Origin of the sequence: Polaribacter sp. BM10 (assembly GCF_002005425.1) — a bacterium.
GTDB classification, from domain to species: domain Bacteria; phylum Bacteroidota; class Bacteroidia; order Flavobacteriales; family Flavobacteriaceae; genus Polaribacter; species Polaribacter marinaquae.
Genome location: NZ_CP019704.1, coordinates 2917512 through 2930819, shown reverse-complemented (window position 1 = coordinate 2930819; position 13308 = coordinate 2917512). Strand labels below are relative to the sequence as shown.

The following is a 13308-nucleotide window of genomic DNA, read 5'->3' as shown; positions in this document are numbered from 1 at the left end:
AACTTTTAAACGTTTGGGCTTTTTTTATTCTTTAAAAAATTACTTCATCAAATGCTTTCTTACTAAAGTAGAAATAATTTTACCATCTGCTTGTCCTGCTAATTCTTCTTGCATAACCGCCATAACTTTCCCCATATCTTGCATCCCAGAGGCGTTTAAATCATCTATAGTAGCAATAACTACTCCTTCAATTTCTTCTTCTGATAAAGCTTCAGGTAAAAACTGTTCTAATACAGCCAATTCTGCAAGTTCTGGTGCCGCTAGGTCTTCTCTACCCTGCTTAATAAAAATAGCAGCACTATCTTTACGTTGTTTAACTTGTTTCTGAATAATTTTAATTTCTTGCTCTTCTGATAATTCTTCTTGAACACCAGATTCTGTTTTTGCTAATAAAAACGCAGATTTAACTGCTCTTAAAGCCTGTAAAGCAACAGTATCTTTTGCTTTCATTGCTTCTTTCATTTTATTCATTACTTCTTTTTGCAAACTCATATTTACTTTATTAAATTATTATTTTTTTGTCTTTTTTAAATATAAAACATTTTTATTGTAATCTATAAAGGCCTTACCTTTCTGTAAAATATCTGCACCTATAATTCCGTCAACTTCATCTGCATTATGCTGTTTAAGAGCGGTATTAACATGCGACAAGTCAAATAAAACTAGGTGTAATTGATTTGTTTTCCAACTACCAATTTTTAAGTTATTATTTTCAGACATCTGAGTCTCCATATCAATAGCTCCTGCACCTGCTGCTTTTGTTTCACTTTCTTCTGCAATTAACTTAAAATTAGAGATGGCATTTAAACCAACACAAGAATTAGATGCACCAGTATCTAATATAAAGCGCCCTTTAACGCCATTTATTTTAGCTTTTAATTCTAAATGATTAGTAGCTAAGGTTTTTAGCTTAACCTTTACGTATTTCTTTCTTTTTAATATTTTTTCTAATTTTTTCATAAAATAATATCAGAAATCAAAAATACGATTTAAAACAATTATAAAATTATTACGATAAAATTTCTTTCATTTTGTGTTTATAAATATCAAACTCTTTAATATTATGGTGCGTCCCACCATCAATAATAAAACAACTATTTTGTTTAGAAATATTTAGATTAATTAATGCTATTGAATCTTTATAAGAAGTAGTAACGTCTCTATTACCATGAAATATTATAATTGGTGATTTTACCTTAATAATATCTATATCAGTTCTAAATTTGTATTTAACTAAAAAGAGCGGAATAAATTTAGAATAGTTATGTATTGCTTTGGCTAAATTAAAAAACGGAGCTTCTAAAATTAAAATTTTTGGTTGATTATGACTTGCTATATGTGTTGCAAAAGTTCCTCCTAAAGAAAAACCATACACAATAATATTATTTTCTTTAAACTGATTTTTTAAATGATTATAAACACAAAGAGCATCTTTATACATTCCGTATTCATTAAAATCACCGGTGCTTTTACCATAATTTCTATAGTCAAATACTAAAACTTCGTAATTGTAATCTAGAAAAAATTGTACTCTTTTACCCCATTTAACTAAATTTCCATTATTACCATGACAAAATAAAATAATACCTTTTGGCTTTTGTAATTTAAAATGAATGGCGTTTATAAAATTATCTCCTTTTGTTGGAATAAAAACTTCATGAAAATCATTTGAAAACATAAATGAATAGTTTTTAGGTAATTGTTTTCCATTCAAAAAAATAAATTGCTCTTGAAAAAGATAAAAAAAGACGAAAAAAGCAACTATTATTAGAATTGGTAAATAAATCATTTTAAAAATTAATTAGCACGAAACTAATGATTTTTAAGTATTCTAATTAAAAACTTTAACATTATTGACTTTGATTGCCTCTTGAATATTTACTATTTTTAGTTTATAGTAAATTATTTGCCTTATGAACACTCCAAAAAGATTAGAAAATGCACTTATAAAATTATATAATGCTTTTCATAACGACACCTTAAATCCAGAGGATTGTTCAGCTTGTGCAGTAGGAAATATTTTAGATAATTATGATAGTTGGAAACATTTATCTAACCAACATGGTTCTTTACAATTAAGTTATGTGGGGAGAGTACATCAAAATTTAGGTAGAAAATTTAACGGCTATTCTCCACAAGAAATTTTACAGATAGAAAAGATTTTTTTAGAAGCTTGTGGTTTTAAAACACCTTTATGCCATTACAATCCAAAACCTCAAAACCCATCAGATAAAGAGGTTTTGTTTAAAGGATTGTGTAATGTTGTTGCTTATTTATGTGAGTTAGATAATGTACCTAATGTGATGGATTATTCTAAGTTATTTGAGTATGAAAACAACGAACCAAAATATCATTTAGAAACTTATTTACTATTTTAAAAGAGACTTATTTTTCAAAAAGTAATTTTTTCTTAAAAATCGAATCCAGATATATTTTTTTCTGCAATTAAAGCATTTCTTATACCCCAAAAAAGGGATAAAGTCTGTTAGTTTTAATTTGTTCTTATACTTTTTAGAGCAAGTTGGACACTTTAACATAGAGGTTTTTAGATTTAAGGTTAAAAATAATTCATTCGTATTTAACAAAAAACAAAATGTTCTTAACAATCTTTTTTTGATTGAAAAGAACATTTATCAATTTCATATATAAACTAAAAACCTACTCCTGGTGCCTCAGGGCTTTGAGCTTGGGCTTTCTGTGGGTTTAAAATTAAATATGTTCCTAAAGCTGTTAAAGCTGCATATTTACCATAGTTTCCTATTTTTTTTAGCGCTTGTTTTCTTGAGATATTTATATCAGTTTTGTTATTATTTTTCATAATTTATTTTGAATCTATCATTATTTTTTTGTTCAACTTTCCTTGCAAAGTTTCTAATTGAATAATATAAATTCCTTTTGATAATTTTGGAAGAGGAATATTGATTATATCTTTTGATTTTAACGAATTTTTTAATACTTCTTTACCTAAAATAGAATATAACTTAATAGTTGCATCACCAGAATTTAAACCAGTAATTGTTAGTGTAGATGCATCTTTTTTATAAATTAAAACATCATTTAATAAGCTATTTGAAACACTTAGACTCTTTGAGGTTGTGTGTATAAAAAATCTACCTATTTTATCTGCATCTTTTGAAACTTTAATGGTATAATCTGTATTGTTATCTTCTAAAGGAATAAAAACACTATTTAACCTATCTTCTAAATAAACAGTAACACCTTCTGGCATAATTACATTTTTTATTGAAAAGGTTATTTCTGTGTCAGATGTTAATGATATCCCTACTGGAACCACCATTTCTTCTATCTTGTTAAAGGGTAAACATTGTATCCCAAAATCATTCGTATTATCATTAGAAACTAAATGTGTATACACATCCAAATTTGTTGAAACGCCTCCAAAAACCCCTGCATCATAGCCCACATCTAGACCAATTGTAGCATTTTCTAAATATTTAATTTCTGTTGATGCTGATTGATTTCCATCACTTACATTTAATTTTACAGAAAATTGTGTTATTATTTTATTATTTGTTGATTTTAGAGGACCTCCCAATCCACCTCCTAACCTACCTGAAGAAGGTTCTGGTTTTGTAAAAGTTATTAATCCTCCACCAGATTTCGCATTTACAAAGAAACTTTCTCCTGGATTTAAATAAATAAATTCCGAACCTATTCCCAAATTATGGATTACATATTCGCTACCATCCCATTTATAAACAGCTGCAAAGGAAGCATTTAGTTGTGAAATATTGTTATTTGTACTTTCACTTAAAAAAGCACTTACAGAAATAGGATAGGTATAAGGATTTCCTATTAAATTCCATGAATTTGTATTAACTCCTACACCACCTTCTGTTATTGCCATTTCTGTTTTGGCTGTAGTGTTTAATTCTCCATAAAATGAAGTAATACCTACACTTGCTCTTTTAATAATATATCCTTTTCCATTTATTAATTCTCCTGTACTTGATGCATTAATATATTGCCAACCAGTTGCTGGTTTTAATGCATTATTATACGATGCAAAACCTAAATTGCCACCTGTACCAGTAGCTAAATTACCATTGGATACAAGATGCTCAATAGATGATCTAATAACAGGTAAACTTACTAAATGCCAATTTGTATCTAAATTTTTATGAAAATTTAAGTTAGGACGACCAATTACAGCATCTACAAATTTTTCTACCAATAATTTACCATTATTAATATTAATTATACGACTACTAAACACTTTTAAAAAACCCTTTACTAGTAATTCTCCATCGCTATTGATATTTAAAGTTCCATTTAAATATAAATTGTTTGCTTTTGCAACTTCAAAAAAAGACATATCAACATCTACTGTTTGACCACTAGGAATATCTACATCTTCTGTTTCTGTTGGAACAGAATTTTTACTCCAATTTCCTGCTTCAAACCAAGAACTATTAACTGCTCCTGTAAATGTATTTACATCTAATGCTGTGCAGTCTTGAGGTAAGCCACCAAGATTTATACCTTTAGCAAATAAGTTAAAAATTTCTGAAATAGTAAACTTACAGTAACTACCAGAAAGAGTAAATAGTATAGGATATATATTAGAAGAGTTTTCAGATACATAATATTGATACCAACCAAATAAAGTTGCATCCATATTTGCTGTAGATATATTAGGGATTGCTAAATCTATACTAATCTGATTCACCTGATTATCAAAAACCCAATTTTCTAAACTTTGATTATAGGCAATAGCACCTTTAAATATATCTGTTGTTGTGGTTACTTTTTTAACATCCCAAGCATTTAAATCTTGGTTAAATTCAACAGCATTTTCAAACATCGCATTTAAATTGGTTGCATTGCTCATATTCCATTTAGATATATCTTGATTAAAACGTAACGTTCCTTTAAACATTCCTGAGAAATCTGTTACATTGCTTACATCCCAATTTGCTATATTTTCGTCTCTAAAATACGTGTTTTCAAACATTCCATATAAGCCCCCAGCTATTATAGCAGATAAATCTGGTACATTAGGTGTATTTAGTATAATGTTAAAGGCATTAAAAGTGCTTATTCTTGTACAGTCTCTAAAACTGTTGGCTAATGAAATCCAAATTTGATTCCCCCATTGATCAACTTCATCAAAAGCAGTTTTATTACCTATTTCAAAACCAGGAAAATTACCTGTAATTTTTACTTCATAAGATGCTGCAGTTGTGTAGGTGTGGCTTACAGGAAAACTTGTGAACGTTTCTACTGGTGAACCATCTCCCCAATCTACTTTACAATCAATATTTACAGATGAATTTTGTATAAAACTTATAGCTTCATTTGCTGAAGAAGTTTGCCATCTAGTAATAAATGCATCTGTTGTTTTGGCATCTGTAATAAACGTTTTTAAATCACCATAACTTACTCCTGAACTATTAATAGCATACGCTCTATACGCATATTTTCTATTACTTTCTAAAGAAGTTTGTGTGTCTGTAAATACTCCTAATCCGCTACCTACAATTATTTTTGTAGTATTTATTTCGCCAATTTCTGGGTCTGTATCTAAAGTATATGTAGAAAACACAATCCCTCTTTCTGTAACGGGTGATGCTAAACCTTCGTTGGTTATTTCTCCACCAAAAGTTACTGTGTTTTCTCCTATTGCTGTAGCATCTGTTGTTGTTAAGGTTGGTAAACCTTGTAGTGTAGAAAAATTCCAAGTAGTATTATCTACAATGCCAACAAAATTCTTATCACTTGAATTTTTAAATGCTGTTGCTGCTATATGTATATAATAACTTTTATCGTATGCCAAATCTGATGTTGGATTAATAGTAACAACAGTATTACTAATAGTTACATTACCTGAAGTTACATCTATAGCTTCTACTACAGAATTATCTGAAGCATCATAAATGGTTATATTCCCTGTACCTTTTGCAATGTTTTCACTAAAAGTAATTTCTAAATTTGTATTGATTGCTATATCATTACCATCATCTAAAGGACTTAAACTTGATATAATTGGGGCAGAGACCTCAGCAACATTTATTGTAAAATTTTGTGTTGCTATTCCTCCATTATTATCATTAGCTTTTAGCACTACATTATGATTACCAACATCTGAAGAAGTTGAAATTCCATTTAAGGTATAAGCATTTGATAATAATATACTTCGTATTCTATAGTTACTTATATCTGAGACAAAAATAGTACCTGAGTTATCTATTGCAATCCCTCCAATAGAACTAAACCTAGCATCAAAACCAGAACCCTCCACATAACCTGCAACACCACCAGCAATATCAACAACTTCTTCATCTATGGTATTTATCATTATAACTTTATGATTTGAGGCAGAGGTTTCTGTGATGTATAAGTTATTATAAGAATCTAATGCAATACTATTGGGGTTACTAACTTTAGCTGGTAGCGTTGAAACAATACCTGCAGAAGTAATCATACGTATTTTATTAAAATCAGTATCTGTTACATAGATATTTCCTACTGCGTCTAATGCAATACCTCTTGGATTTGAAAATTGCGCCAATGAACCTTGTCCATCTTGTAAACCCATAGTTCCACTTCCCGCAAATGCACTGACAACTCCAGCAGGAGAAACTTTTTTTATCATATTATTCCCTCTATCTACTACATATAAATATCCAAGATTATCAAAAGCGATTCCTGCTGGATAGGATAAATTTGAACCTACAAAAGTACTTACGGTTCCTGATGGAGTAATTTTTTTTATGTTATGATTTCCTTCATCTGAAACAAATACGTTTCCAGAGGCATCAACAGCAATACCTGTTATTTCATTAAATCCTGAACTTGAAAATGTAGTAACTTCTCCCAAAGTTGAAATCTTTCTAATAATATTACTATCGGCTATGTACATATTCCCTGAGTTATCTATTGTCATATGTCTAGGGAATTGAAATTGTGACGATGCCAAAGGACCATTTACAATAGCTGCATTACCATTACCTGCATACGTACTTACTGTAGAATTATTTGTAAAACTTAACCAACTAGGTAATGTTGTTACTGAAACAAAGACATCATCACCTTCTGCGTCACTAGTGGTTACTGTATAATTATACGTATTGTTCTCAATAACTGTTGTTGGTGGTGTTGATGTGAATATTGGTGCAGTATTCAATACTCTACTGGCATCATATGCCCAATTTGATGTTGTGCCTGTTAATGCAAAGTTTTGTAAGCTTCCATTAAAGTTATTTACAGTAAGGTCTTGTAAAGTATCTACATTTGTATTGTCTTGATTATCTAGCCCTTGGTTGAATTGATAATAAGCAATTAAATTAGTTTCTGTGCCAAGTAATTTTTTATCTTTATTATTTGAAATTTCTGTAGCAGTTCTTGCATCATCCCAAACTCTTACTTCATCAATATCACCTATAAAAAACTCATTATTATAAGTACTGTCATTATTGTTTCCAATTACAAATGGAATATTTGAATTTGCTCCTATATTAATACCAATATTTATAGTACCTATTGAAATGCCATCTACAAAAACTTCTGTTAATGAACTGGTCATAACAAAAGCAACATGATACCATACATTTGGTTCTATATTTACTGATAGTTGACTATAACTACTTCCATTGTATATACCAACTTCATTGTTTCCTTCATGTATATGTAAACTCCATCTAGTATTATTACCAGAACCTGTTCTTATGGATGCAAAACTTGTATTATTGCTATTAGGTTGTAATCTAAGCATAGCCTCAACTGTACCTGTAGAAAAATCAAAAGAAGAATTGTAAGGTATATTAATTTGATCATCTACACCATCAAAATTTAAATGTGTTGATGTGAATATTGGTGCAGTATTCAATACTCTACTGGCATCATATACCCAATTTGATGTTGTGCCTGTTAATGCAAAGTTTTTTAATGTTGCATTATTATTAGTTGTTACATCAGTTGCAGAAGTTATAGAAGAATTATCTGCATTATCTGTTCCTTGATTAAATTTATAATAAGCAACCAAACCTGTTTCATTGCCAACAAGTTCTTTATCTTTATTATTAGAAATTTCTGATGCAGTTCTTGCGACATTCCAAATTCGAACATCATCCATACCTCCTTTAAAATATTCCCCGAAATTGGTAGAGCCTATTCTAAAATTATTAGCATTTGGTACATTAATACCACTTGAAGCTATATTTTCTATTTCTACACCATCAACATAAAATTTACGTGTACTACCATCATAAGTAACAGCAACATGATACCATGTATTTAAATTAAATGTAAAATTTGCTAAAGCATCATTAGACCACCAATAATTTCTTAAGCCTGAGGATCCTTCAAATCTAAATGCGTTTACTTGGTTAATAACACCATAATTACCCCAACCAACTATACCTCTACCATTTAATTCTTCTGGTTTTACCATAGCTTCTATAGTGTAGTTTGAAGCTGCTATTGGTATGTTGGATGGCATTGTTACACTAATATAATCATCTACCCCATCAAAATTTAAATGGGTTGCTGTTTGTGAGAATACTATAAATGAAAATAATAATAAAAATGTAGTAGTTAATTTTTTAATCATTGTTTTTAAATTTTGTTTGGTCCCAACAAAATTAAATAACAGGTAGTATTAAAAATAACCCAATAAGACTCAAATAGCCCAATAAGACTTTTTTTATTTTTTTAATTGAGAAGGTAAAATATTATGATATTTGAAAAATGCTTTTGAAAATTTACTGGCATTTTCATAATTAAATTTTTGTGCTATGTCTTTAATCAATAAACCACTAGAAATATATTTTGCAGCCAACTGCATCTGTTTACTTTGGTAATACTTATATATTGATAGGTTGTAAATTGATTTAAAATCTTTTTTTAACTTGGTGGGAGATATTTTAAATTCTTTAGAGATTAGATCTATCCCAGGAAATTTCTCATAGATATTAGACATTAAAAAGTGCTCTATCTTTTTAATTTTAATATTTTCATTTAATTGCAACCTTTTTAATTGGTAACCTTCTATGCTATCAAGATTATCAAAAAAAAGATCTAAAAAATTATAGGATATTTTTTTGAGTTCTAAAAGGTTAGGTTTCTTAGAATTTTTAAAGGAAGAAGAAAACTGACTTACGATATTACTAAATAATTCATTTTGATATTTATAATTTACAAAATTCTTATTATCATTTTTAAACAATTCTAGAGTAGTTTTAGAAACATTAGGTGAATTAATAATATGTTTTTTTGCCCAATCATCATCAAAATAAACCATATATAAAGTTGTAAAAGAACCTTTTAAATGACAATGTAAATAATTACCTTTAGGTTTTATATATGTTATAGATTGATTTTCTATTTTTATGTTATTAGATTTAAAATACCCTAAATTATAATCATCTTCGGTGAAATTAATAATTAAACAATAATAATTAGAAGGTCAAAATCTATCGTAAATTGGACTTAATGAAACATTGTTTTTATGAAACATTTTAGAACTCATTACCCATAAACCTTTTTCTAATTCTGCATAAGAGCATTCCCCTTTTATAAATGGGGTATCTACTATTAATTGTTGCTTATCTTTATCATGCCCCATAAAAGGCATTTTTAAAGAGCTTTTTACAATAAGTTCTGGTGAATTTGATAAGAAAGATAGATTAAAAAAACCGTCTTTGTAGGTAAAAAAATACTGTTTAGAAAGGTTAAACCAATTGGTTAATCTATTCAATGCCATGTAATAATATTAAATGATAAGTATAAAAGTAAAAATAAAATATTACTAATTCAAATAATAAAAAAAACCGATTCATTTCTGAATCAGTTTTTTTTTTACTGTTATGTTTATTTGAAGTCTAACCTCCAAAATCATCAAATCGAATGTTTTCGTCTGCAAGACCAAAATCTTCTCCCATTTTTTGAACTGCTTTATTCATTAATGGAGGCCCACAGAAGTATAATTCTAAATCTTCTGGTGCTTCATGATGACTTAAATAATTATCAATAACACAATTGTGTATAAATCCTACAAAACCATCACCAGATTCATCATTTATATCTTTTTTAACTTTCCAATTATCAGTTTCTAAAGGATCTGATAAAGCAATGTAAAATTTAAAATTAGGAAAATCTTTTTCTAAAGCTCTAAAATGATCAATGTAAAATAATTCTGCTTTAGAACGTCCACCATACCAATAAGTAACTTTTCTACCTGTTTTTAAAGTTCTAAATAGATGATACAAGTGAGAACGCATTGGTGCCATACCTGCACCACCTCCTACATATAACATTTCTGCGTCAGACTCATTGATAAAGAATTCTCCGTAAGGTCCAGAGATAACACATTTATCTCCCTTTTTTAAGTTAAAAATATAAGATGATGCTACTCCAGGATTTACATCCATCCATCCACCTTTAGCTCTATCGAAAGGAGGTGTTGCAATACGTACATTTAACATAATCTCTCTACCTTCTGCAGGGTAAGAAGCCATAGAATATGCTCTTTCAACAGTTTCAGTATTTTTCATTACCAATGGACGTAATTTAAACTTATCCCATTCTGCCTCAAACATATCTGGTCTAGGATGCTCTTCTGGATGTGCCGTAATATCCATATCAGAATAATTTACTTCACAAGGAGGAATCTCTATTTGAATATATCCACCTGCTTTATAATCCATATCCTCTGGAATCTCTACTACAAATTCTTTAATAAAAGAAGCCACATTATAATTCCTTACAACAACTGCATCCCATTTCTTAATTCCGAAAATTTCTTCTGGAATTGAAATATTCATGTCTTGTTTCACTTTAACTTGACAAGCTAAACGTGCTCCTTCTTTTAATTCTTTTCTAGAAAAATGAGGTAATTCTGTTGGTAAAGCTTCTCCACCACCAGAGTTTACATGACATTCACACTGAATACATGTACCACCACCACCACAAGCAGATGGTAAAAAGATTTTATTACTACCTAAAGTAGATAATAAAGAATCTCCAGATGCTACTTCAATTTCTCTTTCACCATTAATCATAATCTTTACAGGACCAGATGGTGATAACTTTTGTTTTACAAATAGTAGTAATGCCACTAATACTAAGGTTAATAGTAAAAAAGCTGCTACTGTTGCAATAATGGTTCCTGTTGTACCTGCTGCTAATATCATGCTACTATTGGTTTATATTTGTATTTTCAGCTACAATTTCTTTAGCCTCTTTAATTTTCTCTTCTTTTTGCACTTTAGCTTCTTCTACTGGTTCTCCTTCTTTCTTCTCATCACCACCAGTTAACATTCCACCGAAACTCATAAATCCAATTGCCATTAAACCAGTAATTATAAATGTAATTCCTAACCCTCTTAAAGCAGGTGGTACACTAGAGTATCTAATTTTTTCACGAATTGCAGCAATAGCTAAAATTGCTAAAAACCAACCAATTCCTGAACCTACACCATAAGTTAATGCTAAACCTAACGTAGGAATCTCTCTTGATTGCATAAATAAACTTCCTCCTAAGATTGCACAGTTTACAGCAATTAATGGTAAGAAAATACCTAATGAGTTGTATAATGATGGTGAAAATTTTTCAACAATAATTTCTACCAATTGTACCATTGTTGCAATTGTTGCAATAAACATGATAAAAGATAGGAAACTTAAGTCGTAAGCAGCATATTCTGGGCCTAACCATACCAATGCTCCTTCTTTTAAAATATATTGATCTAATAACCAGTTTAAAGGCACAGTTACTGCAAGTACAAAAATTACTGCAGCACCTAAACCAACAGCTGTTGCTACTTTTTTAGATACAGCAAGGTAAGAACACATTCCTAAGAATGTAGCAAATACCATGTTGTCTATAAATATCGATTTGAAAAATAATTCTATATGTTCCATATTCTATATTATTTAAACGCTTAGCGTCTAGTTTTCTTCTATTAATGATTTATTTTTAGAACGCTGTATCCAGATAATAATACCTACAACAATTAATGCCATTGGTGATAATAGCATAAAACCGTTATTTTCATAACCAATTGCATACAATCCTGTTTTCTCTATTGGATCTCCTAAAACTTTAAATCCTAATAAAGTACCAGAACCTAATAATTCTCTAAAGAAACCAACAATTACTAATATTACACCATAACCAACTGCATTACCTATACCGTCTAAGAAAGATCTCCATGGCCCGTTACCTAAAGCAAAAGCTTCAAAACGTCCCATAATAATACAGTTTGTAATAATCAATCCCACAAAAACAGATAGTGTTTTACTTAGTTCGTAAGCAAAAGCTTTTAAAACTAAATCTACAATAATTACAAGAGTAGCAACTACAATTAGTTGTACAATAATTCTAATTTTTGATGGTATAATGTTTCTCATTAAAGAGATCACTACGTTTCCTAAACCTAATACAAACATTACAGAAATTGCCATTACAATAGATGCTTTTAACTCTGCTGTAATTGCTAATGCAGAACAAATACCTAATACTTGTATAGTAATTGGGTTATTATCTGCTAATGGGTCTGTAAGTAATACTGCGTCTTTTTTTGATAAAAGTCCCATAAATTATTTTTTTAAGTTTTTGAAGTAAGGCACATAAAGTGCTAAATCTTTCTTTATCATAGCAGAAATACCATCACCAGTAATTGTTGCACCAGCAATTGCGTCTACTTCATAATCTGTTTTGTCTTCGTTTTTTGGATCGTTGTTTCCTTTAGCAACAGTAATCCCTTTAAAAGCTCCAGATTCTGTCATTAAATGTTCGCCAATAAAGTCGTCCATAAAATAACGTTGTTTGATGTTTGCTCCTAAACCAGGTGTTTCTCCTTTATGATCAAAATAAGCACCTTGAACAATCATGTTTTCATCCATAGAAACATATCCCCAAATAGCATCCCATAAACCTTTCCCTCTAATAGGAGCTACGTAGTATGTTTTACCATCTTTTTCTCCAACAAATAAAGGTAATTTTCTTACTTTACCTGCTTTAGCGTTTGCTTGCTGCTTTTTAACATCAATTAAATACGCATCATCACTTTCAGAAACTTTGTCTCCTTCGATAACGATTTGTTTTTTTATGTATTTAGAAAACTCTTCTCCTGCGATTGATGTAGATACAAAGTTTGCACTAGATTCGTCGTTTTCATTAACACCCATAGCATACAAAATATTTTGTTGCTTTTCTATTCTTTCATTTTCTTTGATTGTAGGCTTTAAAGACGATGCTAAAAAGGCTAACAAAGAACCAACAATTAATACCATTACTACGGCAAAAACCATTGTATAACCATTACTATCTGTTCTCTTACTCAT

Annotated in this window: 12 protein-coding genes; 1 reads left to right on the top strand and 11 read right to left on the bottom strand. The window is 29.6% G+C overall.

Annotated features, from left to right (window positions below; all coding sequences use genetic code 11):
* Nucleotides 1-39: 39 nt before the first annotated feature.
* The 3 genes from BXQ17_RS12925 to BXQ17_RS12915 are packed head-to-tail and all read right to left on the bottom strand — an operon-like array spanning nucleotide 40 to nucleotide 1678.
* Nucleotides 40-492, bottom strand: coding sequence for a GatB/YqeY domain-containing protein (locus BXQ17_RS12925; protein WP_077811041.1), 453 nt, complete (start codon nucleotides 490-492; stop codon nucleotides 40-42).
* Nucleotides 493-510: 18 nt separating this feature from the next.
* Nucleotides 511-960 carry a retropepsin-like aspartic protease gene (locus tag BXQ17_RS12920; protein WP_077811040.1) on the bottom strand — a complete coding sequence of 150 codons (450 nt, stop codon included), beginning with the start codon at nucleotides 958-960 and terminating at the stop codon, nucleotides 511-513.
* Nucleotides 961-1009: 49 nt separating this feature from the next.
* Nucleotides 1010-1678, bottom strand: a complete 669-nt coding sequence (locus BXQ17_RS12915; RefSeq protein ID WP_254712382.1) for an alpha/beta hydrolase — start codon at nucleotides 1676-1678, stop codon at nucleotides 1010-1012.
* Nucleotides 1679-1913: 235 nt separating this feature from the next.
* Here BXQ17_RS12915 and BXQ17_RS12910 point away from each other — a divergent pair, with 235 nt between their 5' ends.
* A complete protein-coding gene (locus BXQ17_RS12910; RefSeq protein WP_077811038.1) occupies nucleotides 1914-2378 on the top strand; it encodes a Na(+)-translocating NADH-quinone reductase subunit F in 465 nt (154 codons plus the stop codon).
* Nucleotides 2379-2650: 272 nt separating this feature from the next.
* Here the strand turns inward: BXQ17_RS12910 and BXQ17_RS14580 are convergent, their stop codons facing one another.
* The 8 genes from BXQ17_RS14580 to BXQ17_RS12875 form a co-directional block, all read right to left on the bottom strand.
* Complete coding sequence (locus BXQ17_RS14580) at nucleotides 2651-2818, bottom strand: hypothetical protein (protein WP_187661408.1); 168 nt, start codon at nucleotides 2816-2818, stop codon at nucleotides 2651-2653.
* Nucleotides 2819-2821: 3 nt separating this feature from the next.
* On the bottom strand, nucleotides 2822-8572 hold the full coding sequence (locus BXQ17_RS12905) for a LamG-like jellyroll fold domain-containing protein (RefSeq protein ID WP_077811037.1): 5751 nt from the start codon (nucleotides 8570-8572) through the stop codon (nucleotides 2822-2824).
* A gap of 93 nt (nucleotides 8573-8665) precedes the next feature.
* On the bottom strand, nucleotides 8666-9187 hold the full coding sequence (locus tag BXQ17_RS12900) for an AraC family transcriptional regulator (protein ID WP_187661407.1): 522 nt from the start codon (nucleotides 9185-9187) through the stop codon (nucleotides 8666-8668).
* A 240-nt stretch (nucleotides 9188-9427) separates the two neighbouring features.
* Nucleotides 9428-9724 (bottom strand): hypothetical protein, encoded by a 297-nt coding sequence (locus BXQ17_RS12895; RefSeq protein ID WP_077811035.1) that lies wholly within the window; start codon nucleotides 9722-9724, stop codon nucleotides 9428-9430.
* Nucleotides 9725-9842: 118 nt separating this feature from the next.
* The gene (gene nqrF, locus BXQ17_RS12890; protein WP_077811034.1) at nucleotides 9843-11153 is read right to left on the bottom strand and encodes an NADH:ubiquinone reductase (Na(+)-transporting) subunit F; all 1311 of its coding nucleotides are present in this window, start codon (nucleotides 11151-11153) and stop codon (nucleotides 9843-9845) included.
* Between the two features lie 4 nt (nucleotides 11154-11157).
* Complete coding sequence (gene nqrE / locus BXQ17_RS12885) at nucleotides 11158-11883, bottom strand: NADH:ubiquinone reductase (Na(+)-transporting) subunit E (RefSeq protein ID WP_077811033.1); 726 nt, start codon at nucleotides 11881-11883, stop codon at nucleotides 11158-11160.
* Between the two features lie 27 nt (nucleotides 11884-11910).
* Nucleotides 11911-12558, bottom strand: a complete 648-nt coding sequence (locus BXQ17_RS12880) for an NADH:ubiquinone reductase (Na(+)-transporting) subunit D (protein WP_077811032.1) — start codon at nucleotides 12556-12558, stop codon at nucleotides 11911-11913.
* Between the two features lie 3 nt (nucleotides 12559-12561).
* On the bottom strand, nucleotides 12562-13308 hold the full coding sequence (locus tag BXQ17_RS12875) for a Na(+)-translocating NADH-quinone reductase subunit C (protein ID WP_077811031.1): 747 nt from the start codon (nucleotides 13306-13308) through the stop codon (nucleotides 12562-12564).

Bases quoted from the DNA above. Each gene is read 5' to 3' on its own strand.
- BXQ17_RS12925 (WP_077811041.1), bottom strand. From the start codon at position 492: ATGAGTTTGCAAAAAGAAGTAATGAATAAAATGAAAGAAGCAATGAAA.
- BXQ17_RS12920 (WP_077811040.1), bottom strand. From the start codon at position 960: ATGAAAAAATTAGAAAAAATATTAAAAAGAAAGAAATACGTAAAGGTT.
- BXQ17_RS12915 (WP_254712382.1), bottom strand. From the start codon at position 1,678: ATGTTTTCAAATGATTTTCATGAAGTTTTTATTCCAACAAAAGGAGAT.
- BXQ17_RS12910 (WP_077811038.1), top strand. From the start codon at position 1,914: ATGAACACTCCAAAAAGATTAGAAAATGCACTTATAAAATTATATAAT.
- BXQ17_RS14580 (WP_187661408.1), bottom strand. From the start codon at position 2,818: ATGAAAAATAATAACAAAACTGATATAAATATCTCAAGAAAACAAGCG.
- BXQ17_RS12905 (WP_077811037.1), bottom strand. From the start codon at position 8,572: ATGATTAAAAAATTAACTACTACATTTTTATTATTATTTTCATTTATA.
- BXQ17_RS12895 (WP_077811035.1), bottom strand. From the start codon at position 9,724: ATGGCATTGAATAGATTAACCAATTGGTTTAACCTTTCTAAACAGTAT.
- nqrF (WP_077811034.1), bottom strand. From the start codon at position 11,153: ATGATATTAGCAGCAGGTACAACAGGAACCATTATTGCAACAGTAGCA.
- nqrE (WP_077811033.1), bottom strand. From the start codon at position 11,883: ATGGAACATATAGAATTATTTTTCAAATCGATATTTATAGACAACATG.
- BXQ17_RS12880 (WP_077811032.1), bottom strand. From the start codon at position 12,558: ATGGGACTTTTATCAAAAAAAGACGCAGTATTACTTACAGACCCATTA.
- BXQ17_RS12875 (WP_077811031.1), bottom strand. From the start codon at position 13,308: ATGAGTAAGAGAACAGATAGTAATGGTTATACAATGGTTTTTGCCGTA.